We start from the raw sequence: 25,482 nt of genomic DNA on the forward strand, positions 1-25,482 counted from the left end.
TCTTTTCAACGGCTGGGAAATCCTTATGAACAGGTGCAAAAACAGCGGGCCAAGGGATGATGAAACGGTCCTGGAAGATCTGAAAAACCGGTTTCTGGCAGCCATTTACCGCAAAGACCCGGAACAGATACCGCAAATCTATCAGCGGATTGTGGATCATGCCAGACAAGGCAATCTAAGGTTAAACGAAAACTGTGAAAAAATTCTGCGCCAGATCCAGACGGCCTTTCTCCGGTTTCACGATGTTATCGTTTCTCTCCAAATCGATCTTTCAACCCCGTTTCATGAACTGAAAACCCTGCTGTCCCATCGGGTCAGAACCCGGCAGGCCCATGTGGCGCATATCGATTTTAAACACTGGCAAACCCGGATCAACTTAGATGCCTGGCAGATGGACCGGGTGTTTGAAAATGCCATCACCGTCCAGTTGACCTCCGGGTGCTCACATTTTTGCCGACGCTGCAACGAATGGGCCATCCCCGGTGTCCGGTCTCATTTTTCATTCCAGGCCGCTGAAACCATGTTGACCCGGCTCACAGCGCTTAGCAACACCGACCCGGCCCTGTACGGCGCATCCGACCCCCTGGACTGGGAACACGGGGCTTATACACTGGCTGATCTGTTGATCCCCTTTGCCCATCGCACCCGGTTCAGCCTTCTCACCAAGGTGCCCCGGAATAAAAAAAACACGCTGCGCCGCCTGATTCACCACCAGATACCGTTGTCCATCAGTGTCACGGACAGGAACCGGGACCGGATTGCCGCGCTGGAGGCCACCACCGGCATTGAACTGCAAAAACAGCACGATTTAAATGACCTGCTCATTCCCGCCGGCCTGGATGAAGACTTCACTGAAATCAAATCCTCCATCACCGATGCCTATGGGACGGAAATCACCCCGGAAGGGGTGTACATCATTATTCCGACCTTCACCAGCGCCCTGTATCCCATGGGGCATAAAAAACTGCGGGTCACCCGGAAAACAACCGTGTTTCCGAAAAAAAAAATCGGACGTCAGGCATTGCTGGTGGATTATTTCAAACCCCTGGAAGTGACCGGAGAACAACACAGATCGTTTCATCTGCCGGGCCTGCTGGATGTTCAGGTGGAAACCCTGCTGCTGGACACCGGGTCCATGGATCTGTCCCCGCCCGGAATGCGCAATTTGAAAGAATATTTCACCATTTTTGATGAACCGGCCCGGAAGCGCCGCAAACAGATGACCCCATCGATTCTGCGCGGGTTAAAACACCCGCTTTTCCCGCCAGGCCGGTACCACACCCTCAATGCGGACCAGAAGCAGCAATACCGGCGAAAAATTACCGCCCACCTGGATTTTTGCAAACAACCCGTGGTGATCCAGTCCCGGATGCATGCAGCGGCATTTTTTCTGGATGCCGTCCTGGGGTATCTGGCCGGCCATGATGTCCAGAAACAGATCATCGCCCGGTTGATCCGTGCCGAAGCCCAACATCTGGAATCCATGTATGGCCCAATGGCCGGCATTACAGAGCCAAAACAGATGTTTTCAACCGCCGGACACCCATTTTTTGATATATTCCGGTATTATGTCACCGGGCTTGTTTTTGACCGCCACACCCAGGGCATCCGTCGGTTTATTCAAACACATCCGGCCGTGTATGATCCCGTTCTGGACCGATTTGTGCCGGCACAATCCACCCAAAAATGATCACCGGGTGTACTTGAATCCGGGCTGAACCTTGATAAGTTGTTTGGTATATGGATGTTCCGGATGCCGGATGATGTTGTCCGCTGTGTTCACTTCCACGATATGCCCGTCATGAATCACGGCGATCCGGTCACACATGTATCGGGCTGCAGCCAGATTGTGGGTGATGAACAAAACCGTCATGCCAAAGGTTTCCTTGATCTGTTCCAGGAGTTGAAACAGTTGAATGGCAATGGTGGCATCCAGCATGGAGGTGGGTTCATCCGCCACAATGAACTGCGGCTCCAGCACAATGGCCCGGGCAATGGCCACCCGCTGGCGCTGTCCCCCGGACAACTGGTGGGGATATCGGTTGAAAAACGCTTCTCCCGGAGAAAGTCCCACCGTATCCAGGGTGTGGATCACTTTTTCCGTCCGGGTATCAGGGGTGCCGATCTTTTGAACAATCAATGGTTCCAGCACGGTTTCAGCAATGGATAGATGCGGATTCAGGCTTTGGTAGGGGTCTTGAAAAATCATCTGAACCCGGGACCGGTAGGTCTTCAACCCGGAACCTTTCAGCGGACTGATGGGCGTTTTATTGAAAAAGATCTCTCCTGCGGTCGGGGATTCCAGCTTGACCAGAAGCCGGCCGGTCGTGGTCTTGCCACTGCCGCTCTGGCCCACCAGCCCGAAAACCTCTCCTTTGGCAATGCTCAGGTCGATACTGTTCAGGGCCAGGACCTGTGGAGAAGACCGGGTAAAAAGTTTTTTGCGGGACGCATATGCCTTGGTCACCTGTTTCATTTCGACCAGGATCCTGCTTTTTGAATCAGCTTTTTCCATGCCCTCTCCTGATCATATCCGGGTTACAGCAAAATGCCTTGTGGGTGGGGGAAATATCGATCCAGTCAGGGGACCTGCCGGCACATCCTTTGGCATAAGCGCAGGAGCCGGCAAACCGGCATTCATCCGTATCGATCGTCTGGTCCGGGGATTCTTTCATATCCGGCACCCGGATATCGTTGAGATTGTCCAGTGACAGATACGAATTCAACAACGTCCGGGTATAGGGATGGCGGGGGGATTTGAACACCTCTTTCCGGGTGCCGGTTTCAACGATCTGGCCGGCATACATCACGCAGATCCGCTCACACACCGAAGCCACCACGGCAATGTCATGGGAAATAAAAACAAGACCGGTGCGGGTAGCTTCCTGCACTTTTTTGATTTCTCTGAGTATCTGGTCCTGGACAATGACATCCAGGGCCGTGGTGGGTTCATCCGCAATGATCAGGGCCGGGTCGCAGGCCAGGGCCATGGCGATGATGGCCCGCTGTTTCATGCCTCCGGAATACTCATGGGGATAATCTTTCATGCGCCGGGCCGGTATATCCACCAGATCGAACAATTCTTTCATCCGGTCTGCCAGATCGGTTTTAGATATGTCCGGCTGATGAGTGATAATCGCCTCTTTGATCTGTTCATTGACCGGCATCACCGGATTCAGGGCATTCATGGCCGCCTGGAATATCATGGCGATTTTTGCGCCCCTGACGGTCTGCCATTGGGTTTCCGTCAACGAAGCCAGATCCTCTCCCTGAAACCGGATGTGTCCGCCCAGAATCACGGCGTTTTCCGGCAGCAATCCCATCAGGGCCATGCCGATGGTGGTTTTGCCGCATCCGGATTCTCCCACAAACCCTAAGGACTGTCCTTTTTCCAGGTCAAAACGGATATTGTCCACGGCTTTGAGCATGCCTTTTTGGGTCTGATACCCGATACTCAGATGGTCTACCGATAGCAATGACATGTTATCCGGTCTGCCCCTCCTTTCGCAGGCGGGGATCCAGCACCTCGTCCATGGCCCTTCCTAACATGTAAAACGCCAGGGTCAAAAGCGAAATGCACAGCCCCGGCGGGATCAGCCAGTAAGGGGCCTGGAACATATGGCCGGATTTCCACACCCACTGGAGCATCATGCCCCAGCTCACCTGGCTGGGATCCCCGAATCCCAGAAAAGACAGGGATGCTTCCACCAGAATGGCGGAGGTGACCCGAAATGTCATGTACAAAAAAGCCAGGGGCAGGACATTGGGCATGATATGCCGCAGCACAATTCGGACATGGGAGGCCCCGGCCACCCGGGAAGCCTCGATGAACGGCCGGTGTTTCAACGACAGGGTCTGGGACCGGATGACCCGGGACACAGCCGGCCACCGCAAGATGGCAATGATAAACACAATGATCCAGATATTGAACTGACCGAACAATGACGCTAAAATCAACAGAATCACCAGAGAGGGCAGCACCATGATAATATCAGCGAAACGCATGAGAGCCGCATCGATGATTCCCCCGGTATAACCGGCGATCATGCCGATGAGGGTGCCGATGACAATGCTGAAAAACGCGGAGGACAGGCCCACGATAAACGCCACCTTGGCCCCTTCCAGCAGCTGCGCCAGAATATCTCTTCCCACGTTGTCCGTGCCCAGCCAGTGGGTCAGGCCGGGTCCTGTGGACAATTTGATGTCCGGATCGATTCCGGTCATGGGATCATACATGGGGTCGATCAGCGGCACAAAAAAAGAAGCAATCGCCATGACCATGAACACGCTTAAGATGATCACACCGGTTTTTCCCAAAGGGTTTTCAATAAAAATCTGCCATCCCTTATAAAACCGCCACATAAAATATTTGTTTTGCACAGACATATCCTTTGGCTAATACGTAATCCGGGGATCCAGCCATGCATACAGCAGGTCCACAATCAGGTTGGCACACAGCACCACCAAAGCGATGAGCAGAAAACAGGCCTGGGCCAGGGGGTAATCATTGTTGCTCACCGCAAATATCAGTTCCCGACCGATACCGGGCCATGTGAAAATCTGTTCGGTCAAAGCGCCGCCGTTGATGGAAAACGCCAGGGACAACCCCACGGAAGTGATCACAGGCAGGGCCGCATTTCGTGCCGCATGTTTGTTCCGGATCTTTTTTTCACTCAACCCTTTTGCCCGGGCCGTCAAAATATAATCCTCCCTGAGCACCGACAGCATGGATGAGCGCATCAGCAGCAGGTAGGACCCCAGATTGATGATAAACAGGGTCAAAAGCGGGAGCATCAGGTGATGCAGCACATCCAGAATCCGGGCGAACACAGAAGCGTTGGATATCCACAAAGCCGGGGTCAATACCCCGCCCAAAGGAAACAGTCCCCATTTAAAGCCCAGAATCCAGAGCAGCAGCAGCGCGAACCAGGGAATGAACAGGGTATAACACACCAGCGCGGATATGGACATGACATTGTCCAGCCGGGACCCCTTGTGCCAGGCTGCGATTTTTCCCAGGTAGACCCCTGCAAAGGCTGCCAGAAGTGTAGATGTGGTGAACAAAAGCAGGGTCCATTTGAGCTTGTCCGCAATAATGGTTGCCACGGGTTCCCCGTAATGAAAGGAAACCCCGAAACTTCCTGTGAAAAAATTTTTCACATAAATCAGATACTGCTCCCACATGGGCCGATCCAGCCCCATCTGCTGGATCAGGTGAGCCATATCTTCCGGCGTGAGCATGGGGTCCACCATTTTGGAAATGGGGTCTCCCGGAGACAGCCGGAACAAAAAAAACAATGCCGTGAGAATCACAAAGAAAATAATGCCGACTTCCACCAGCTTCAACAGAATGTAACCGGGCTTTGCCATGTTATCGCAACCGTTATCTTATCGCTTAATCCACGGGTTTGACCATGCACAAAGACCAGATATTGCCGATACCGTCCACCCGTTCCACCCAGCCTTTAAACCGTTTGTTCACCGTGGCCTCGATGATATGGGGATTGTACAGCGGATAATACGGCACATCTTCCAGAAGCATCTCCTGCATGTCGAAAATCATCTGTCTGCGGGCTTCGACATCCACTGTCAGTTTCTGGGTTGCCGCCAGTTTGTCAAACTCAGGATTCCGATACCCGCTCATGTTCCAGTCCCGGGGATTGTCGTTTTTCGTGGAGAAAAACGAACTCAGATAATCCGGATCCAGGTCCAGTTTTCCATATCCGAGCACAAACGCATCAAAATCATGTTTGGCTTTGACTGTTTCCAGTAAAGAGTTGAATGCCATGGGCCTGGCAAACGCCGGCATACCCAGCTGTCTGAGCCATTCCTGAATCATGGTGCCGGCAAAGGCACGCTTGGGATCATAATCCGCCGGCGGGGTCAGGATCACGAATTTCTCCATTTTTTCCCCGGAAGGCATTTGGATATCCGAAGGCTTTGTCAGGCTGCCGTCGGATGCGACCGGGGGCGTCTCCCAGGAATATCCGGCATCTGCAAGCATTTTCCAGGCAGTCGTGATACGGGTTTTCTGATCCATACCTTCCCCGTATTTTCTCACATCCGGATTGTGCCAGAAATGATTGCCGGCCGGTACGATGGAATGCATGGGATTGCCGTGATTCTGGAGAATCCGGTCCAGAATGAATGCTTTATCCACCACGGTGGCCACGGCCTGGCGAAGCACTTTGTCATTGAACGGGGGTTTCCGCAGGTTGAACCCCAGATAATAAAGGGCGCTTTTTTTATTGTAGTGCAGATCGATGTCTGAATTTTTTTCCAGATCCTGGATATATCCGGGCTGAATATCCCACCAGTAATAATCGATATCCTTTTTTTTCAATGCCAGAATCGCCACGTCCGATGTGCCGTAAATATTGAAAAGAACATGATCCACAAACGGTCCCAGTGTCAAATTGCCGATGGCTTGACCCTGTCCGAAAAAATAAGGATTTTTGATCATGTGAATGTAAGCGCCTTTCTGGTATTCGTGCAGCATGAACGGACCGGTTCCCAGAGGATTTTCCACCTGATAATCCTGCAGAAACCGCAACGGTTTTTCCGTAGCCAGGGCTTGTTTACACACCGGCTCCCATTCTTTTTTCGAAACCATGGGAGCGGTCATGACCCGGGGAAGGAACACTGCGGAAGGCTCTTTGAGATAAAAAACCACGGTATGAGCGTCCACGGCTTCCACTTTCTCAATGATCTGCCAGTGACTGTAATACCTGGGAATCTTGAAATCGGAAAACAGCTGCCGGGTAAACAGCACATCCTCACTGGTAAAATCCGATCCATCCGACCATTTGGCCTCCCTGAGCGTTACCGTGTAAGACATCTGTTTTTCATTGAACACCGGATCTTCTTTTGCCAGCCAGGGGATCATTTCCAGGGTCTCGGGGTGGCGGCGGAACAATGGTTGATAGATCTGTGACAAAATATTTCGGGAGTTGGCATCGGTTCCCAGCCACAGGTTCAATGACCGGGGTTCTTCCGGCAATCCGATTTTCAAAAAAGTAGGTTCTTTTGACTGACTGCATGAAAACAGGCCGGCAACAGCCAGTCCCAGCACGGCAAGTGCCATCAAGATCAGAAAACTGTTTGATTTATGGTCACACGCTTTTGTGTATGGGTTATTTGTGCTTTTTCGGATTTGCCCCACTGATTTTCTCCTCGATAAAGTTCACGACAGCTATTTCAAGTTTCTGGTTATTGAACCGGTTGATCCGGGGGATACCTCCCGGGCTGATACAATTGATTTCAACCAGTTTATCCCCGATGATATCGATACCCACAAAATACAGGCCATCCTGCTGAAGTTTGGGCTTGATCCGCCGGCAGATCTCTTTCTGGGCCGGGGTGATCTCATGTTTGAACGCCAGTGCACCGGCATGCACATTGGTCCTGAAATCACCGGATGCCGATTTTCTGCCCATGGCGCCCAGAATCTCCCCGTCCAGCAGCAGTATCCGGACATCGCCCTGTTCTTTCACCTGTTTCAAATATTCCTGCACCATGATGGGCTGGCGTTCCGGATAAGGTTTTCCTGCTTTGACATAATAGTTGATCAAAGAATTGAGGTTTTCCTGATCCTGATTGCTGACCTTAATCACGCCATGCCCCCCATGGCCATGCAATGGTTTGATCACCATGGCCCCGCCAAAGTCATCAATAATTTTTTTCAACCGGCTGGGGTCTCTGGAGACATGGGTTTCCGGAATAATATCCGGAAAATTCAGAATATAGGCTTTGCTGCTGCAGTTGAGCTGGCCTAAGGTGTTGTTCACCAGAAACACCTGATCACTCACCGGCCCTAAAAATTCCATGACCTCATGATTGATCGGGGGATCTTTTCTCAAAAACAGCACATCCAGGTCGGTGACGGTTTCAAATATCAATTCTTCCCGGTTCAGGCAGCAGATCAGATCCGCCCAGTAATCGGTCATGGGCTGATCTTTGGGAACCGATATATGACGCATTCGTGCCACCACCTGATTTTTGCGTACATAAATATCATGGGGTTCAAGAAAAAAAACTTCATGGCCCCGCTGATTGCACTCGTACATGATTTGGGCCGTGGTTTCCCACACCGGATCAATCTGCCGCAAATCATCCATTAAAAATGCGATATCCATGATACCTGTTCAACACCTCCCGCACCTGGATTTTTCCCCATGATTAAAACAGGAATTCCACCCTTGTAGGACATGACAGCAAAATTGTCAAACCCTTACATAAATTTTCCGTTTGGTGTATCTTTAGCCGTTAACCATTTTACGTCACATAAAGACATAAAGGAAAGATGTTGTGAAACAAACCCTTTTTATTCAATTTTACGGCCAGACCGGCAGCGGATGGTTTGATCTGTGCAATGGATTTTCAGACACCTGGGACCTGTGCGCAGACAAAGGCGATTTTCTATGGATTCCTCTGGAACTGAATCCGGACAGATGGTACGACGAAACAGCGTATCAACCACTCCCCCTTCCCATTGAAAAAGGAACCATATATGTCAGTGCCAGTTATGTGAACCACCTGTACCAGGCCTATCTGTGGGCATTGACATATCCTGAACTGCAGGTGATCGTGGGCGGTCCCGTGGCATCGGAACGGCACACAGGAAAACCGGGCTGGCAGTCGGTGCACTTCAAGGTGGAAAAACCGCTGCCGGAAAATTTGATCCTGACCGGCCAGAGCGTGGAACGTTTTTTCGGGGTGCCTGAATTTTCAGGCCAATGGCGCCTGGAACTGCCGCCGCAAATCCCGGACGAGGGCCGGATCTATTATTCCTATACCCTTGAAAACCAGTGTTACTGGAAAAAATGTCCTTTTTGTTCCATTGCCCAGCACTCTGCCGATCACTTCAGAAAGCGGACGAATCCGGACCTGGCATTCACGGATCTGGATTACAACGGGCACAAAATTGTACGACTCAATACCGGGTCCATGACACCGGAACATATCCGGAAACTGCTGCCCATGCTGCCTGTCACTTCGGATATGGAATACCGGTTTTTCATGCGGGCCGCGGCTGCGGAAACCCGGGCCATGAAGGAAGCTGTGGCCACCATGGGAGATAATCTCCCCGACTGCACCCTGGGCTTTGGCATTGAATTTCCTTCAAACCGCATGTGGCAATATCTGAACAAGGGCACCCGCATGGCAGACGTGTTGAAAACCCTTGAATTCTGTACTGAAACCGGATTCAAGGTCAATGCCAATGTCATTTTGGGCTGGAACAACCTGACGGAACAGGACATCAGGGATCTGGAAGGATTCATGCAGCGCCTTTCCGGAAAAACCGTCACCACCCTGCAACTGCGCTGGTTGTTTGCCCACCCCTACACCCCGATCTATGACACCTATGACGGCGTGGAAAACAGCATCCGGCTCGGCCCATTCAACTGCGGTTTTCATGTCACTGTTCCTCCAGACCAGATGGAATTGAACCTGGCGGCGGCAAAAGTCATCAAAGAACAATGCCGTAAAAAAGGAATTCAGCTTCAGGGATACAAAAACCTGAACAAAGGACAACCGGGTTGACCCGGATTTCATAAATCTATAATATATTCCGATTTTATGATATATTATCCAAATAACCCGGCACCGTTCCAAAGGAGTTTTAAATGAAAAAATGGCTTTTCCTGCTGATTCTGGCATTATTATGGCATTCGCCCTTGTCCGCAGACACATCCAAGTCCACCCAAAGCACCCCGCGTATCACCATCCCAAACCCCAGTTATCAATTTGATCCGGCCATTGAAGGCGATGTGGTCACCCATGAGTTCACGCTGGTCAATTCCGGAAACGCCCTGCTGGAGATCCTCAAAGTTCAGACCGGCTGAGGGTGCACCGCAGCCACCAGCGCGCGCCAGCTTCTTCCGGGGGAAGAAGGAAAACTAAATGCAACCTTTGCCACACAGGGCTATGGCGGCCGAATGGTCAAAGAAGTGGTCAAAATCCACACCAATGATCCCGAGAACAAGGTCATTACAGTGTCTTTGTCCGGAGAAGTCCGGCCTGTCGCCCGTCTGACGCCTCAAATGATCAGCCTGAGAGGCAAACCCGGTGACACCATTTCGGCAGAGATGAAAATTGTCCCGGCGGCCTTTCCCGATTTCAACATTGTAAATGCCGCCGCCAGAAACGGCCAGAATATCGACTTTACGATTGAAAAAAAGGGAACCCCGCCGGACAGTTATTTCGTGTTGACGGTCAGCAACCGGAAAAGCACGGCCGGCCGGTACTTTGACATCATCGAGCTGGAAACCGACCTGGATCCCGAACGAACCATCAAAATCCGTGTGGCCGGGTATATCCAGCCCTGATAAGTTCAGCAAATTCACATTTTACACAGCAGGCACAATACCTGCTGTTTTTTTTTGGGATACAGTGCATTTTTTTTTGTTCCGGAGGTTGACAACCGGTTTATGTAACTATATATTCCGTTTTAACGATTTATAGGAGCACATGCCATGAAAGACAACTGCGGATGCAACGCGCCGGATATCATGATCCTGTCCTGTTCAGGCAGCAAAAATGCAGGTCAGCTTGCTGATCGGGCTGCCCGGGAGCTGACCAAAGAAGGAATTGGCCGCATGTTCTGCCTGGCCGGTATCGCCGCCGGCATCAGCGGTTTTGTTCAGTCGGCAAAGGATACCGCACAGATCGTGGTCATTGACGGATGTGACCATGCCTGTGCCGGGAACCTGTTGAAAAACCAGGGCATCCGGTTTGCTGACCATGTGATCGTCAGCCGGCTGGATATCAGAAGAACAGACGGGGATCACCTGGACCCCGATGATCTTGCGGCAGTCATGCACGCGGTCCGGCTGGCCTGTAAATTGCCGGTACAAAAAAAGTTTGATTCTCCCAGACCCCTGTCTCCGGGGGATCGAGCCAAATCCAGGCAACTGGGGGGCAAATGTTGCTGAACAGTCTCTGCCATGACAGCCGCTGTGATATGACCTTTTTTCATATAAACACCCATGACCTGAGAAACCACAACAAATAATGAAAGTGTAAGCTTAACACTTAAATCTTAACACTTTCATATAAACAGGAACCGACCATGAAAGAGTTTATCAGAGTGATGAAAGCCCTGTCTGATCCGGCCCGGGTGAAAATCATGAAAATGCTTCAGCACAAAACCATGTGCGTGTGTGAAATTCAGACCGCCCTGGACAAAGCCCAGTCCACCACCAGCAAACATTTGAAAATCCTGGAGGATGCCGGCCTGATCACCTATCAAAAAAACGGGCTGTGGGTGAACTATCAACTGGCGGACGGCACCCAGAGCCCGTTTGCCGCCACCCTGGTCACGCATCTCCAGGACTGGCTGGAAGATGATCCGGAAGTGCAGACAATGGTCCAGACACTGCCTGCCATTGACCGTAATATCATTTTGAACCGGAACTGACCGTCACTGATCGTTCCATAAAGGAGTTGGCAATAATGAAAGAAAAAACCAAACTGCTCATTCTTGTGGCCCTGTTTCTCATGGCCTATTTCATCCCCTGGGCCGATCCGGTGATCCGGCAGTCCGGACTGGAGGCATTCATGATGCTCCAGGAATATGCCAGAGAACATGTACTGACCTGCCTGATTCCGGCGTTTTTCATTGCCGGTGCCATTGCCGTATTCGTGTCCCAGGCATCCGTGCTCAAGTATTTCGGCAATCAGGCCAATAAAATTCTGTCCTATTCAGTGGCATCGGTGTCCGGCACCATCCTGGCGGTCTGCTCCTGCACGGTGCTCCCCCTGTTTGCCGGCATCTACACCCGGGGGGCCGGTATCGGGCCGGCCACGGCATTTCTGTACTCCGGCCCGGCCATCAATGTGCTGGCCATCACCATGACCGCCAAGATCCTGGGATGGCAGCTGGGCCTTGCCCGGGCCATTGGTGCGGTTGTTTTCGCAGTCATCACGGGCCTGTTAATGTCGGTGATCTTCAGAAAAGACGACATGGCCAGAACCGGGGGCCAGATCTATGTGCCGGATGAAGAGGACAAGGGGCGGACCCTTTTCCAGGACAGCATCTATATTCTGACCATGGTGCTGATCCTTGTTTTCGCCGCATTCGCCAAACCGGCCCCGGACGCCACCGGACTCTGGCCGGCCATATTTGCCGCCAAATGGTATATCACCATTTTTCTGCTGCTCGCTTTGGGGTGGATGCTCAAGGCCTGGTTCACCAAGGATGAATGCGTGTCCTGGATCGATGCCACCTGGGGATTCATGAAACAGATCTTTCCTTTGCTGTTTGCCGGTGTGATCGTGGCGGGATTTCTCCTGGGCCGGCCCGGACACTCAGCATTGATACCTGAGCAGTACATCCAGACCCTGCTGGGGGGCAACTCCCTGTGGGCCAACCTGTTCGCCTCGGTGGCCGGGGCATTCATGTACTTTGCCACCCTGACCGAAGTGCCCATCCTCCAGGGGCTTTTAGGCGCCGGCATGGGCAAGGGCCCTGCTTTGGCCCTGCTGCTGGCAGGCCCTGCCCTGTCTTTGCCCAACATGCTGGTCATAGCAAGCGTCATGGGCGCAAAAAAAACAGCCGTCTTCTGTACCATCATCGTTGTGATGTCAACCATTGCCGGCATGATCTACGGTACTTTTGTCGTTTAGTGTAAAACCCAGAACATATCATTCATTTAAAGGAGTCACATCATGGAAATCAAAATACTGGGCCCTGGATGCCCCAAATGCGAACAAACCAGTAAAATAGTAGCGGAAGCCGTGTCCGAAACCGGTGTGGAGGCCAATGTGGAAAAAGTCACTGGAGTCATGGATATCGCAGGATACGGGGTTTTCGGCACCCCGGCCGTGGTCATTGACGGGGATGTCAAATGCGTGGGCAAAATCCCCAAAAAAGAAGATGTCAAATCCTGGCTGACCCAATAAGGCAGGCAAAAAAAACAGGTAACCTTAATTAAGGACATGCCCCTGATGACCCGACCCATCTGTACGAAACAATGGACCCTCACCGCACTGGCCGCCTTGCTCATAGGGCTGGCGGTCCTTTCGGCAGCGGCCCAAACCGTCCATGCAAAAACGGTGAAAGATCTTTATCCCCTGCTTTCGGACCGGTTTATCAAATCCGCGACCCTCACCGCTTTGGAAGATGACCTGATCCTGAAAACCGACACCGGCATTGCGCTGACCCGATCCGGGATGACACAGGCCCTGGAAAAACAGGATCCCCGATTGCAGGACCAGTTGGAAAACAACCTGATCTTTCTTGCGGAACAGGAGATCCTCACCCTGATTCTGGAAGATGAGGTGAAAAAAAGCGGACTGGCAGACGGCAAATCCGTGACACAGGAACAGATTACCGCCTACCTGCAAAGCAAAGTGGGTGATCAGACCGTTTCCGACAAGGAGGCAAAAACCTTTTATGATGAAAACAAGGAGATGGTCGGGGGCATGCCCTTTGATCAGGTGTCAGACAGCATCAAAAAATTTCTGCTGGAGAACAAACAGCAGACCGCAGTCCGAACCCATATCCATGATCTGGGACAACGCCACCAGATCCGCATCAATGAAAAATGGATGGATGTCCAGTACAAAAAGATGACCGACAACCCGGTGGACAAAGCCAGGCTGTCCGGAAAACCCACCATGGTGGAGTTCGGTGCCGACGGGTGCGTTCCCTGTGACATGATGCAGCCCATTCTGGACAAGCTGAAGAAAAAATTTCCCGACACCCTGAACATCGTGTTTCTTCATGTGCGCGAAAATCAGGTACTGGCCGGCCGGTACGGGATACAGTCCATCCCGGTCCAGGCGTTTTTCGATGCAAACGGACAGGAAGTGTTCCGGCACACGGGATTTTTTGCTGAAGAAGCGGTGACAAAACAGCTGAAAGAAATGGGGGTGGCGCAGTGAAACAGATCCGTTTCCTCGTTTATATCGTCATCACCATTGTTGCCGTGGCCACCCTTTATAACCTCCAGTTCAAAAATAAATCCACCGGGGACAGTGTCAGCGGCACCGCGGAGTCAGATGTCCGCTATGATTTCAATGACCTGCCGGTAAAGGGTATGGTCACCATGATCGATCTGGGAGCCACCGAATGTGTGCCCTGCAAGATGATGGCCCCGATTCTGAAAAAGCTGGAAGCAGCTTACCGGGACCGGGCTGTGATCGCATTCATCGATGTATGGAAACACCGGGACCAGGCCCCCCGGTTCGGAGTCCGGGCCATTCCCACCCAGGTTTTTTTTGATCCTGACGGAAAGGAAGTATACCGCCACCAGGGATTCATGAGTGAAAATGCCATTGTGGAACAATTAACCAGAATGGGGGTTGAAAAACCCGCCCTTTAAATTGACAAGGAGCTTTTGATGCTTGATTCCCTTTTTCTGACCGTGAACCAGTGGATGACCGGCGGCATCATGGTCGCCGCAGTGGGATCATTTTTGTGGGGCATGATCAGTGTGTTGTTCAGCCCCTGTCATTTGGCCTCCATCCCGTTGATCGTCGGATACGTGGGGGGCCAGGAAAAAATGGTCCACCCCCGCCAGGCCGGCATCTATTCCGCGCTTTTCACTTTCGGCCTGTTTATAACCATTGCGCTCATCGGCATTATCTGCGCCCTGCTGGGCCGGATGCTGGGGGATGTGGGAAACTTTTGGCAGATTCTGGTGGGTGCCGTACTGGTATGGGTGGCTCTGGGTATGCTCGGGGTTGAAAAATGCTCCTTGTCAGGGGGACCTATGCACCGCCTGAAACTCAAAGGCATGACCGGGGCCTTTGTGCTGGGGCTGGCCTACGGGGTGTTGTCCGGTTCCTGCACCTTCGGGTTCATCGCCCCTATTCTGGCGTTGATCACCATCCAGGAAAAAGTGATGACCGGCATCATTCTCATCATCGTGTTCGGTATCGGCCACTGCCTGCCCATCGTGATTGCCGGCAGTTCCACGGCCCTGGTGAAAAAACTGCTGGAAAGCAGCACCTGGAGCGGGGCCGGCATGTGGTTTAGAAAACTGGCCGGTGCTACCATCCTGCTGCTGGCTGTATTTCATTGCCAATCCCTTTTTTTCGACCCTGCAAGCGGCATAAACCGGTAACACAGCCAACCCGAGGAGATATGACATGCTGTTGAAGAGCTATTCTCTGGAAATATTTAAATCCAAATGCCAGGCAGATGCCGAAGGCGTGCACTGCTTTGCCCACCTGGACCAGGATGTGACAGAGGCCATTCCCTATCTGAATGCCGTGCTGGGGGGATTCGAGTATCTCAATGATCCTCCGGCTGTCACCTTTAAAACCCATGGCAAGCTGATCACGGTGCACGGCAATAAAATTGCAGTGAATGCCCTGAAGGATGAAGCAGAAGCTGAAAAAATCGTGGCATGGCTCAAAAATGAGATCAATGCGGCCTGGGAGAAAAAAAAGGAGATAGACCCTTGCTATACCGGTATGCCCCGTCCCGGGATCATGGAGATTCTCAAGCTGCTGCCCAAAACCAACTGCAAAGAATGCAGCCAGCCCACCTGCCTGGTTTTTGCCGCCAAAATGGCGGAAGGGGCCAAAGGTCCTGACGACTGCCCTCCCCTTGATCCGAATCAGCACCGGCGCCTCACCGAATATATGGGCCGGTTCATCCTGGAAATGTAAACCAAGGAGATTTTTCATGGCACCCACACTTGTATGGTACCATATCGGAAATACAGCCCGTCAGACAATTTTCATCATACTGATATCCGTAGTCCTTGGTGCGGCTGTCAACTTTATGCGGCCGAACGGCATCCCTTTTGTCCAAACCTGGTCCATGGCGGACAAACTGGTTACAGAAGAGGGTGACACCCTGGCCATTGCTCTGGAAGACGCAGCAGACTTGTTTGCAGACAATGCCGCAATTTTTCTGGATGCCCGAACACCTGCCGAGTATGAAACGGGACACATCCAGGGTGCTGTCAACCTGCCCTGGCATGAGGTGGACAACTATTTTGAAACCGTCATCATGACCCTGGATCCTGAAGCCATGATCATCACCTACTGCGACGGGGAAGCCTGTTCATTGAGCCATGACCTGGCACTGTTTCTCAAGGACTTGGGGTTCACCCGGGTCAAGGTGCTGGTCAACGGCTGGACCCTGTGGAAGGAACACGATCTGCCCGTTTCTACCCCCTCATCCTGATCTTTCGGAGGCCAAATGCTGCAAAAAAAATCATCTCATGATGTTCCACTTACCATAGGGTATCATTTTACCCGGCTGGTCATGGCTGGTGTGTTTATCTATGCCAGCATCGACAAAATCATCCACCCGGAACTGTTTGCCGAGGCAGTCTACAACTACCAGGTGCTGCCGGAATACCTGGTGAACCTGACCGCCCTGATACTGCCCTGGCTGGAGCTGATCCTGGGCGCCTGCCTGCTGGCCAACCGGTGGATGGCCGGGGCATCGGCCCTGGCTGCCATGTTGATGGCCTTGTTTGTGGGGATGATCATATTCAACCTGGCCCGGGGCCTGGATATCAGCTGCGGGTGTTTTTCCGCTGCCCAGGGTGATGATCCCATCACCCTGCTGACCCTGGCACGAGATATATATTTTTTGATCTTTTCCCTGGGCCTGGCCGGATTGGTTTATGTCAGAAACACCAGAGAGGTTATGGAAATCCTTGGGGAAAACCAGGGCGGCTGATGGAAATGAAGACCGGTTTCACCTCCCTGGTTTTGGAAATGTTCAAAAAATGCGCCGGCCGTTCCGGATGCGAGGTGTGCCGGGAACACATGGAAGAGGACTGCCTGTTTTTTCCTGAAATGTACCGCCTGCACGACCTGGCACAGGAGACCGGCACGCCGCTGACTGAGATGGACCTGGCATCCCTGGTGGACCTGTGCACCCTGTGCGGGCTGTGCCCGTGCCAGGATATCCGGATGCTGGTGCTGAAAGCCAAGGCTGCCCGGGCCGAAGAGAAAAAACCACCGCTGTCCGCAAGGCTTTTGTCTGATGCCCGGCAGGCCGGCCAATGGGGAACTGCATTCTCCGCTGTGTTACATCCCCTGAACCGGCTGAAACCTGTCACAGCAATGGCAAAAAAAATCCTGGATATCCATCCTGAAAGATCTTTGCCCGCCTTTCCAGAAGAAAGCTTTTTTGTGTGGGCAAAAAAAAGGGGATTGACCGCGCCTGTGAAAAACCCCAGCCGGGATTCCTCGAAAGTCGCCTATTTTGCCGGATGCAGTGCCGGGTATCTCTTTCCTGCGGTAGCCAAATCAGCGGTGGACCTGCTGGAACAAAACAAGATTCAGGTGTTTGTCCCTTCCCAGCACTGCTGCAGCATGCCCCTGATCATGGAAGGAAACCAGCAGGCAGCAAAAAAACGGATACTGGCCAATCTGGAAACCCTAGGTGCCTGTATGCAGGACGGATACGACATTGTCTGCTCCTGCCCCACCTGCGGATATTTTTTCAAAAAACTGCTGAAAGAAACCGCGTATTATTCAGAAGCGTTTCAACACCGGGCCAATGCCGGTAACAACAAGATGCAGGTACCGACAGGATCCAGGGACAAAAAATTCACCACCGTGCCCATGGGCATTTATAAAAATTTTTTAAAAGACAACGGATATTTTTCCGGCATCGATCCGCTGCAGCGCATTGATTTGTCCCTGAACGTCCAGGATCTGGGAGAATACCTGCTGGCCCGCCACAAAACCGGACAGATTTCCATATCTCTGAAGGAACCGGGCCGGCCCCTGGCCTATTTTGCCCCCTGCCACCAGCGGGAACAAAACATCGGACATCCCTATGTGGAGATGATCCAGTCCCTGCCCGGCACAGACATCATCCCTGTGGGCGGGGAGATGCTTTGCTGCGGCATGGGGGGTCATCTGGGGTTTAAAACCGGATTCCATGACCATTCCCTTGCCATCGGCGGCCCTTTGTTTGACCGGCTGGCCGCCGCATCCAACCGGACCCTTATCACCGACTGCCTGTCCTGCCGCATGCAGCTGCAGCATGTGTTTTCCCGGCAGGTGTTTCATCCGCTTGAACTGCTGATTGCCGTCTGAATTTCAGGCATGGTCATCCAGATTTTCAGGAATCCGGGGGGTGTTTATGAATTTCAACGGTGATGTGATCAAAATGGCCCGCCTTTTTCACAAGATTGTGGTAAAAGGACGGGTCTTTATCATCTGAAGAATTCAGGCTCAATATCAAGGATTGTTCGTTTTCTGAAATCTGCCAGATATGAAGGTCTTCAATGGATGTGGTGTCGGATTCGATCAATTCCCGCAGCCGGGCGACCGTCTCTGATGTATCGGATTTGTCCAGGAGAACGCTGCTGGTCTGTTTCAAAAGACCGATAGCCCATCTTGTCACCACAATGGCTCCCAGTATCCCCACTAGGGGATCTGCCCAGGACAGTCCGAAAAATTTGGCTGCCAGCAGGGCAATGATGGCCAGAACACTGGTCAGGGCATCTGTAATCACATGGAGGTACGCGGCCTTGAGGTTGTGGTCCTCATGACTGTGATGATAGCAGATGGGCTCTGAATGATCATCGTGTGATCGAAGAGGGTCGTGATCATGACTGTGATCCGAACCCCCGTGGCCCAGGATGATGGCGGAAACAATATTGACGACCAGGCCGATAACCGCCACGATAATGGCCTGGTTGAACAGGATATGAACCGGATTGATCAGCCTTTCAATGGATTCGAACGCCATGGCAGCCGCTGCAACCAAAAGGAGAATGGCATTGGTGTAGCCGCCCAGCACACCGACCTTTCCGGTACCGAAACAAAAGGATGGGTTGTCCATCTGTTTTCTGGCAAATATATATGCGGCAAGGGTGATAAACAGAGCCAGGGCATGGGTGCCCATGTGAATACCGTCGGACAGAAGGGCCATGGAGCCGCTGATAAGGCCGGCAATGATTTCCACTATCATGGTGATCAGGGTGATGATCACCACAATCAGGGTAACGGTCTCATTTTTCCGGGAATCGGGGATTAATTTGCGGGTACTGCAGTTATGTGTTCTCACAGTTCAATACTTTCAAGCAATCGTGTTTCTTGTGGATCAGCCGATCCAGGAGCGTGAACATCGCTCCATCAGACCGGAAAATTCCGGAGGGTTTCATGGGTGCCTTTGTGCATCTCATACCAGAATTCAAATGCGGCCCGGTGTTTGTCTTTGTCAAACAGATCCAGCCAGTGTTCCAGGTCCGGATCATGTATGTTATCCACTTGTTGTTTATTTTTCAAGAAGGTATGGACCATATCGATATTCCGTTCCGATTCCCAGAATACCGAGGCATTGCGGCTGGTGATGCGGCCGGCGGTCAATCCTATGGACGCGAGGAACCGGTCTTTCAACCCGTAGATTTTTTCAATGATGTCGGGCATCAGATCTTCGGCCCAAGCCCGGTGAAACCGGCATATGCCGAGATTGTCCAGCATCAGTTCCTGAAGCATGCGAAGCGCGTTTTCCCGACCCAGATCCCGGGGCGGCATAAAACGGCTGCCATAGTGCATATAGTATTTGCCCATGATAGCCATGGGGGCCAGCACCCCCGGGGTCCAGTACTGGTTGGGAACCATCCAGCCCTGGCGGGCAAATGCCGTATGAACAAACCGGTCCATGACGGGTGTGCCTTTTCCTTTTGCCAGACCCCGGGCCAGTTTTCTGGCCCCCTTTTCCAAAGGGATCTTTCCGTCCGGCCGGACCATTTCATCCAACAGACGCTTTCCAAGTTCTGCATTGTGCATGGAATCTTCAACCACATCAAAATCCTGGAAATGCCATTTCGGCTTCATGGCCGCACCGATATCGTCCGGGGCCAGCAATGCCTCATCCAGGCAGTCCATAAGCCAGGCCAGGATTCCGCCTGCGGCAATGGCATCAAATCCCAGCATATCGGCATGGCCGGCCAGCATTTCTGCGGCCCGCTGATCAAAGATGCCGCACAAGGGTCCTAGTGCCTGATAGGGTTCATAATCTTTTTTGTAGATTCCGTTCATTTTCTTGCACACGGCCGCACAGGGTTCACCGCAGGTTTTCTGCTGTTTTTTTTGGATCGTTTCTTCGTTGAACTGTTTCAGGTAATGGTCCCGGATAAATTTCTGGTGAAAGGCTTTTCGTTCATCTTCGCGCCAGTAAATCGTGCGGTAGTTGAATGCCAGGATATTGCCGGACATGGTGGCATAGTTCACCCCGAAGGTGCCGCCGGTTTCAACCCCGGGATCATACCGGTATTTGGTGGTGGCCTCGATATCCTTGGCTGCCATGCGCTGGTTGTATTTGTCCTCAAACCATTGATCCGCCACCGTTCTTTCACAAAAATCCTCGTCCACATGGGTGCCGCCGTAAATGATGCCGACAATGCCGTGCTCCTGGAAAAGCTTGGACCCGAACCCGCCCCGGCCGGCCCAGGTATCCACCGGGGTCAGTTTTTTCTTGCGCACCGGGGCCGAGGCAATGGCCCCGAAATCGGTGTACCGGGAGGCCGGCCCGGTGGCCAGTACCCTGGGATCGGTTTCATACCGGCCGGAAAACCGGATCATGGCCTCCTCCATCACCCCATAAACCCCACCCCGGCCCATTTTCCATATGGTACCGGGAGACACCGGCACCAGTTCCACCTCGATCTCTTCTCCGTGATTCCGGTTGAGATACAGCAGGGACGGCCGGTCGGCTTTGCCCAGAATCACCAGCTGATTGATCCCCAGGTTGTCGAACACCAAGGCGGCACCGCCCATGGATGATATATAGAACCCGTGCCAGCAGGGAGATATACCGCAAAAAATCATCCGGTTCGATCCCGGAAAAATGGAACCGGCCAGAAGACCGCCGCCGATGGTCAGGCTGTTGTGCTTGAAACTCATGTGGATGCCCAAATCCACGGGCCCGAAAAAATCCCCCACTGCATACCGTTTGAGCCTGTAAAACCCGGAAGACGCATCCAGCATCAGCACCTTTAAAAAAAACTGTTTCTCTGCCATTTTTCCTGCCTTTCTTGTGAATCGCATATCAGCCGTTTTATGCCGTGAAATAACAGCAAGTTCCAACCTCAGCCGTTGAACCAGTGCCGGGTCCGTTTACAGAACCCCACCAGCATCAGCATCACCGGCACCTCGATCAGCACGCCCACCACCGTGGCCAGGGCTGCGCCCGAGGACAGCCCGAAAAGCATGACCGATGTGGCAATGGCCACTTCAAAATGGTTGGAGGCCCCGATCATGGCGGCCGGGGCCGCATCTGCATAGGTAAATTTCATGAACACGGCCCCGGCATAACCGATGGCAAAAATCAGAAGGGTCTGGATGAACAAAGGAACCGCAATCCACAAAATGGTCAACGGATTGGCCGTGATGACATCTCCCTTGAAGCTGAACAAAAGTACCAGGGTCACCAGCAGGGCACTGATGGTCACCGGGGTCAGAACCCCTAAAAATTTTTCCTTGAACCATGCCTCACCTTTGGCTTTAATAATCCAGATTCTGGAAAAATAGCCTGCCACCAGGGGTAGCGCCACATAGATACCTACAGACAGCAGCAGGGCCTGCCAGGGGATGGGCAGTTTGCCCACACCCAGCAGAAATCCGCCCAAAACCCCGTACAGCACCAGCATGGTCAAGGAGTTGATGGCCACCATCACCAGGGTCAACCCGTCATTGCCCCGGGACAGATACCCCCACACCAGGACCATGGCCGTACAAGGCGCGATGCCCAAAAGGATGCATCCGGCCAGATAGCTTCGCCACAGCGGGATCTGGAGCATCTTCACCCCTTCATGCACCACCACCACCCCGTCCCCGTGGACAGCCCCCACGGGCAGGTCCAGGCCGAAGGGAATTTTCACCAGATCCATGGCATCCGGGCCGATAAATCCTTTAAATGCAATCCCCAGAAAAAACACGGAGATGGCATACATGGTAAAGGGCTTGATGCACCAGTTGATGAACAGGGTCCAGAACACGGGTTTGCCGCTTTTTCCCGCCCGGATGACCGAGGCGAAATCGATTTTCACCATGATGGGGTACATCATGAAAAACAGGCACACGGCAATGGGGATGGATACCACGGGGGCATTGTTTACGGTGATGGCCATGCCGTCCAGGGCTTTTGCCAGCCCGGGAGCGATTTTTCCCAACAAGATGCCGCCGATAATGCACAGCCCGACCCAGACGGTCAGGTACCGCTCAAACACATTCGTCATTCTCCGATCATTGTCAACAGGGGAACTCATGGTTGATTTTTTTCTCCTTTTCAGGGTTGTTCGATTTTTTTGGATTTATGACAACACATTGTCCGGCAGTTTTTCCACAAACCCCCGGATCTCATCTCTGACTTTCCGGTAGCAGTCCAGCTGCTCCTGCTCATCCCCGCCCCGCTTCCGGATCTCTTTTGCCAGGGCCGGAGGATCTTCAAATCCCCGGTGGACCTTTTTACCGGCAAAGGGAAAATACGGGCAGGATTCTTTGGCATTGTCACACACCGTGATCACCACATCCATTTGTTTGTCCTGAAATTCGCTGACATGTTTGGACCGATGGTGGGAAATATCCACCCCCGCCTCTTTCATCACGGCCATAGCCTTTGGGTCCACGCCATGGGTTTCCACGCCTGCGGAAAATACCTCGATCACGTCATTTTTAAGATATCGGGTCCACCCTTCAGCCATCTGGCTGCGACATGCATTTCCCGTGCACAGAAACAATATCTTCAGTTTTTTGTCATCCATGTGTCTTTTCCTTTTTTTTTGACCGGGCAGCAGGCCTCTCCCCGCTGAATTTTCCCCGCCTATTTCACACTGCCGATCCACAATCCCATCACGGTTAATGCCAGCCCGCCCAGATTGTTGACCAGGATGTTCATCACTGCCTGAAATCGCATGCCGGCCTGGCCGGCAGCAATGGTTTCCATGGAAAAAGCGGAAAAAGTGGTCAGCGCCCCTAAAAAACCGGTGATCAGCAGCAGGCGCATCTCCGGGGTCAGCAGGCGCACTCGGTCCGACAGGCCGAACAGCAATCCAATCAAAAAACATCCCGCCATATTGACAACCAGCGTGCCCCAGGGAAAGCGGGTGCCCCACAGGTTAATCGTCAGAAGGCTGATGCCGTAACGGCCTGCCGCGCCCAGGCTGCCGCCCAGCATTACCCAGATCAGTTTTTCCATTTTTTTACGGCCCTTTTCTTTTTGTTGCCGGTAAGACTTTTTAGCATTATCAATTCAGATGAAGTACCACGGAAACAGCGGTGAACAAGGCCCGGACCGGATCTCCCTGCTTCAGGCCGGAAATCCAGGAACCGGCCGAGGATATCACGGCACAGATCTGCAAAGAATCTGACACCGTGACAATACATTCGGTATTGATTTTCCCCCGGGTGATCCGGGTGACAATTCCTTTGAACCGGTTTTCCACACTGCATGCACAAGACACATCACCGCTTTGCAGCATTACCTGAGGCGCTTTGATCTCAGCAATCACCCATTTATCGGTAACCAGACCCAGTCGTTTGACACTGTCGTTGGTGATCACAGTGATAATGGAATGGCCGTCCAGAGTGATCATTTCAATCAGAGACTGAATATCTGCATTTACAATGTTTGTGACTTTGCAGAAAAAAGTGTTGCGGGCGCTGGTTCTGCGGCCGGATTCCTTTTCCATGAACCGCTTGGCAACCGCCTGAATATCAGTTTCCGAAAAGGTGACATACGATGACGTCAGGCTGGCGGACATGTGCCCTAAAATTTGTTGAACCACCGGTAGCGGCAGATTGCCCTGCATCAACTCGATTGCCCTGGCCCTGCGGATGGCCTCGGGTCCGCCCAGTTCCTTGTCAAAACCGCATGCAGCCGCCCGTTCATAAAATTTGCGACGTACAAACCCGGGATCCAGGTCAGTCAGCCGGCCTGTTTTTTCTTTGAATCCCGGTCCGTGGATCAATTCCTGAATCTCAGTGCCCAGGGCCTCGGAGAGATGAACCGTTCTGGGTTTCACACCGGTTTCAGGCCCGCTGGAGCCATAGGTCACCGCATGGTTTTGTACATCGATATCTGTAAAAGGGTTGACCGCCAGCACTTCTTTTAATTTTGCACCGGTATATCGGATCAAAAGAAAGGTGATCAAAATGCGGCAGCGGGAAAAGCGCACATCCGCGCGGGGCGAATCGGTTGCCCATTTTCGAAAACACTGTTCCAGCTGATTCAGCTGAGCCGTATCCAGGCATGGCCCGGTCCTGGCAATGGAGATGATCCGGCTGTGATCCTTTCCGCCGGACGGTGAAATATCCTGATTTTGTGTGGATTTCTTTTGATCCGCCATATCGGGTTTCCGTACGTTCAACAATGTTGCAGTCATTTATGGGATGATTCAATAAAATACTTGACGTCTCTTGTCAATGGTTGTTACTATCACGAATATAAAATATTACGTGACTATAAATTCGTATTTATATGAAAGATTTAAGTGTTGGGCCTATACTTGACTGCTGATATTTTTATCATTTGCTGTGGTCTCTCAGGCCATGATTGTTATTACCAAGGAAACCGTTATGTATTTTTCAACCGCAGGCATTGAAACAGCCATATGGGTACCGCCGCTGGTGGCATTTGTGGTGTCATTTTTCACCTCCATGGGCGGGATATCCGGTGCGTTTCTGCTCCTGCCGTTCCAGATGTCGGTTCTGGGCTACACCCATCCTTCGGTCAGTGCCACCAACCAGTTGTTCAACATTGTGGCCATTCCCAGCGGGGTCTACCGTTACTGGCGCGAAGGCCGGATGGTATGGCCCTTAACCTGGATCGTCGTTGCAGGCACCCTGCCCGGCGTATTCATCGGTGCAGTTGTACGGGTGACCTGGCTGCCGGACCCCGGGCTGTTCAAGCTGTTTGCCGCCGGTGTCCTGTTGTATATCGGGCTTAAAATGATGCGGGATCTGCGGAAGCAATCCGGCCGGAATGCCGGCAAAAACAACAGTGAAAAGCGGTTTCAAACCCTGATGAAAAACTGGCGTTCAGATGACGTCACTTCACGGCCCTCCACTGTGACCGGTTTCAACCTCCGCCGGCTGGGATTCACCTTTTATGGTGAATCCTATGAGGTATCTTTTCCGGGCATTTTTTCTCTCAGTTTCATTGTGGGCATTGTCGGGGGCATTTACGGCATCGGCGGCGGTTCCATCATCGCCCCTTTTTTTGTCACTTTTTTCGGACTGCCGGTATATATCGTGGCTGGCGCGGCCCTGATGGGGACCTTTGTCACCTCCATTGCCGGGGTTGCTTTTTACCAGGCCATTGCCCCGTTTTATCCTCACCTGTCCGTGGCTCCTGACTGGCTGCTGGGAATTTTATTCGGTGTCGGCGGCATGGCGGGCATGTATTTAGGTGCCCGGTCCCAGAAATTTGTCCCGGCCAGGGCCATCAAATGGATGCTGACCGGGATCATGATACTGACGGCAGCCAAATATGTGTTTGAGTTTTTTAAATAATCCCTGATGGTTTTACCGCAGAAGGGAACGTCCCGA

The 25,482-nt window shown here is 52.4% G+C and carries 27 protein-coding genes; 15 read left to right on the plus strand and 12 right to left on the minus strand.

Features of this window, described 5'->3' with window-relative positions; all coding sequences use genetic code 11:
* Positions 1-25: 25 nt before the first annotated feature.
* Positions 26-1,690 (plus strand): hypothetical protein, encoded by a 1,665-nt coding sequence (locus K365_RS0117140; protein WP_156887742.1) that lies wholly within the window; start codon positions 26-28, stop codon positions 1,688-1,690.
* Here the strand turns inward: K365_RS0117140 and K365_RS0117145 are convergent, their stop codons facing one another.
* Genes K365_RS0117145 through gshB form a run of 6 tightly spaced genes read right to left on the minus strand, consistent with a single transcriptional unit; the run spans position 1,691 to position 8,135 of the window.
* Entirely contained in the window at positions 1,691-2,515 is an 825-nt protein-coding gene (locus tag K365_RS0117145) for an ABC transporter ATP-binding protein (protein WP_024335579.1), read from the minus strand.
* Positions 2,502-3,482, minus strand: a complete 981-nt coding sequence (locus tag K365_RS0117150; protein WP_024335580.1) for an ABC transporter ATP-binding protein — start codon at positions 3,480-3,482, stop codon at positions 2,502-2,504. The genes K365_RS0117145 and K365_RS0117150 overlap by 14 nt, the downstream gene beginning before the upstream one ends.
* A gap of 1 nt (position 3,483) precedes the next feature.
* Entirely contained in the window at positions 3,484-4,380 is an 897-nt protein-coding gene (locus tag K365_RS0117155; protein ID WP_024335581.1) for an ABC transporter permease, read from the minus strand.
* A 15-nt stretch (positions 4,381-4,395) separates the two neighbouring features.
* Positions 4,396-5,370 (minus strand): ABC transporter permease, encoded by a 975-nt coding sequence (locus K365_RS0117160; protein ID WP_024335582.1) that lies wholly within the window; start codon positions 5,368-5,370, stop codon positions 4,396-4,398.
* 25 nt (positions 5,371-5,395) lie between these two features.
* Positions 5,396-7,162, minus strand: a complete 1,767-nt coding sequence (locus tag K365_RS0117165; RefSeq protein ID WP_024335583.1) for an ABC transporter substrate-binding protein — start codon at positions 7,160-7,162, stop codon at positions 5,396-5,398.
* Complete coding sequence (gene gshB / locus K365_RS0117170) at positions 7,134-8,135, minus strand: glutathione synthase (protein WP_024335584.1); 1,002 nt, start codon at positions 8,133-8,135, stop codon at positions 7,134-7,136. Before gshB ends, K365_RS0117165 begins: the two co-directional genes overlap by 29 nt.
* Before the next feature lie 172 nt (positions 8,136-8,307).
* Here gshB and K365_RS0117175 point away from each other — a divergent pair, with 172 nt between their 5' ends.
* The 13 genes from K365_RS0117175 (at position 8,308) to K365_RS0117250 (ending at position 18,021) form a co-directional block, all read left to right on the plus strand.
* Positions 8,308-9,543 carry a radical SAM protein gene (locus K365_RS0117175; protein ID WP_024335585.1) on the plus strand — a complete coding sequence of 412 codons (1,236 nt, stop codon included), beginning with the start codon at positions 8,308-8,310 and terminating at the stop codon, positions 9,541-9,543.
* Positions 9,544-9,626: 83 nt separating this feature from the next.
* Entirely contained in the window at positions 9,627-10,328 is a 702-nt protein-coding gene (locus K365_RS29140) for a DUF1573 domain-containing protein (protein WP_281167797.1), read from the plus strand.
* Positions 10,329-10,475: 147 nt separating this feature from the next.
* On the plus strand, positions 10,476-10,934 hold the full coding sequence (locus K365_RS0117195) for a putative zinc-binding protein (RefSeq protein WP_024335587.1): 459 nt from the start codon (positions 10,476-10,478) through the stop codon (positions 10,932-10,934).
* Between the two features lie 137 nt (positions 10,935-11,071).
* Positions 11,072-11,419: an ArsR/SmtB family transcription factor gene (locus K365_RS0117205; RefSeq protein WP_024335588.1), complete on the plus strand. Its 348-nt coding sequence runs from the start codon at positions 11,072-11,074 to the stop codon at positions 11,417-11,419.
* Between the two features lie 35 nt (positions 11,420-11,454).
* Positions 11,455-12,627, plus strand: coding sequence for a permease (locus K365_RS0117210; protein WP_024335589.1), 1,173 nt, complete (start codon positions 11,455-11,457; stop codon positions 12,625-12,627).
* Between the two features lie 42 nt (positions 12,628-12,669).
* Complete coding sequence (locus K365_RS0117215; protein ID WP_024335590.1) at positions 12,670-12,903, plus strand: thioredoxin family protein; 234 nt, start codon at positions 12,670-12,672, stop codon at positions 12,901-12,903.
* 45 nt (positions 12,904-12,948) lie between these two features.
* Complete coding sequence (locus tag K365_RS26745; protein WP_024335591.1) at positions 12,949-13,887, plus strand: thioredoxin domain-containing protein; 939 nt, start codon at positions 12,949-12,951, stop codon at positions 13,885-13,887.
* Complete coding sequence (locus K365_RS28815) at positions 13,884-14,327, plus strand: thioredoxin family protein (protein WP_024335592.1); 444 nt, start codon at positions 13,884-13,886, stop codon at positions 14,325-14,327. The genes K365_RS26745 and K365_RS28815 overlap by 4 nt, the downstream gene beginning before the upstream one ends.
* 18 nt (positions 14,328-14,345) lie before the next feature.
* A complete protein-coding gene (locus K365_RS25895; protein ID WP_024335593.1) occupies positions 14,346-15,071 on the plus strand; it encodes a cytochrome c biogenesis CcdA family protein in 726 nt (241 codons plus the stop codon).
* Positions 15,072-15,096: 25 nt separating this feature from the next.
* Positions 15,097-15,621: a (Fe-S)-binding protein gene (locus K365_RS0117235; RefSeq protein ID WP_024335594.1), complete on the plus strand. Its 525-nt coding sequence runs from the start codon at positions 15,097-15,099 to the stop codon at positions 15,619-15,621.
* Between the two features lie 16 nt (positions 15,622-15,637).
* Positions 15,638-16,144 carry a rhodanese-like domain-containing protein gene (locus K365_RS0117240; RefSeq protein ID WP_024335595.1) on the plus strand — a complete coding sequence of 169 codons (507 nt, stop codon included), beginning with the start codon at positions 15,638-15,640 and terminating at the stop codon, positions 16,142-16,144.
* A 15-nt stretch (positions 16,145-16,159) separates the two neighbouring features.
* Positions 16,160-16,648, plus strand: a complete 489-nt coding sequence (locus K365_RS0117245) for a MauE/DoxX family redox-associated membrane protein (protein ID WP_024335596.1) — start codon at positions 16,160-16,162, stop codon at positions 16,646-16,648.
* Positions 16,648-18,021: a heterodisulfide reductase-related iron-sulfur binding cluster gene (locus K365_RS0117250; protein WP_024335597.1), complete on the plus strand. Its 1,374-nt coding sequence runs from the start codon at positions 16,648-16,650 to the stop codon at positions 18,019-18,021. The genes K365_RS0117245 and K365_RS0117250 overlap by 1 nt, the downstream gene beginning before the upstream one ends.
* 25 nt (positions 18,022-18,046) lie before the next feature.
* On the opposite strand, the gene dmeF is transcribed toward K365_RS0117250, so the two are convergent.
* The 6 genes from dmeF to K365_RS0117280 form a co-directional block, all read right to left on the minus strand.
* Entirely contained in the window at positions 18,047-18,997 is a 951-nt protein-coding gene (gene dmeF, locus K365_RS0117255) for a CDF family Co(II)/Ni(II) efflux transporter DmeF (RefSeq protein WP_024335598.1), read from the minus strand.
* Between the two features lie 68 nt (positions 18,998-19,065).
* Positions 19,066-20,955, minus strand: a complete 1,890-nt coding sequence (locus K365_RS0117260) for an aldehyde ferredoxin oxidoreductase N-terminal domain-containing protein (protein ID WP_024335599.1) — start codon at positions 20,953-20,955, stop codon at positions 19,066-19,068.
* A gap of 68 nt (positions 20,956-21,023) precedes the next feature.
* A complete protein-coding gene (gene arsB, locus K365_RS0117265) occupies positions 21,024-22,202 on the minus strand; it encodes an ACR3 family arsenite efflux transporter (RefSeq protein ID WP_024335600.1) in 1,179 nt (392 codons plus the stop codon).
* Positions 22,203-22,247: 45 nt separating this feature from the next.
* Positions 22,248-22,697 carry an arsenate reductase ArsC gene (locus tag K365_RS0117270; RefSeq protein WP_006967078.1) on the minus strand — a complete coding sequence of 150 codons (450 nt, stop codon included), beginning with the start codon at positions 22,695-22,697 and terminating at the stop codon, positions 22,248-22,250.
* Between the two features lie 59 nt (positions 22,698-22,756).
* The gene (crcB, locus tag K365_RS0117275) at positions 22,757-23,131 is read right to left on the minus strand and encodes a fluoride efflux transporter CrcB (protein ID WP_006967077.1); all 375 of its coding nucleotides are present in this window, start codon (positions 23,129-23,131) and stop codon (positions 22,757-22,759) included.
* Positions 23,132-23,180: 49 nt separating this feature from the next.
* On the minus strand, positions 23,181-24,281 hold the full coding sequence (locus tag K365_RS0117280; RefSeq protein ID WP_024335601.1) for a TOBE domain-containing protein: 1,101 nt from the start codon (positions 24,279-24,281) through the stop codon (positions 23,181-23,183).
* A gap of 229 nt (positions 24,282-24,510) precedes the next feature.
* Here K365_RS0117280 and K365_RS0117285 point away from each other — a divergent pair, with 229 nt between their 5' ends.
* On the plus strand, positions 24,511-25,446 hold the full coding sequence (locus K365_RS0117285) for a sulfite exporter TauE/SafE family protein (protein ID WP_024335602.1): 936 nt from the start codon (positions 24,511-24,513) through the stop codon (positions 25,444-25,446).
* Positions 25,447-25,482: the final 36 nt, after the last annotated feature.

Origin of the sequence: Desulfotignum balticum DSM 7044 (assembly GCF_000421285.1) — a bacterium.
Taxonomy (GTDB): Bacteria; Desulfobacterota; Desulfobacteria; order Desulfobacterales; family Desulfobacteraceae; genus Desulfotignum; species Desulfotignum balticum.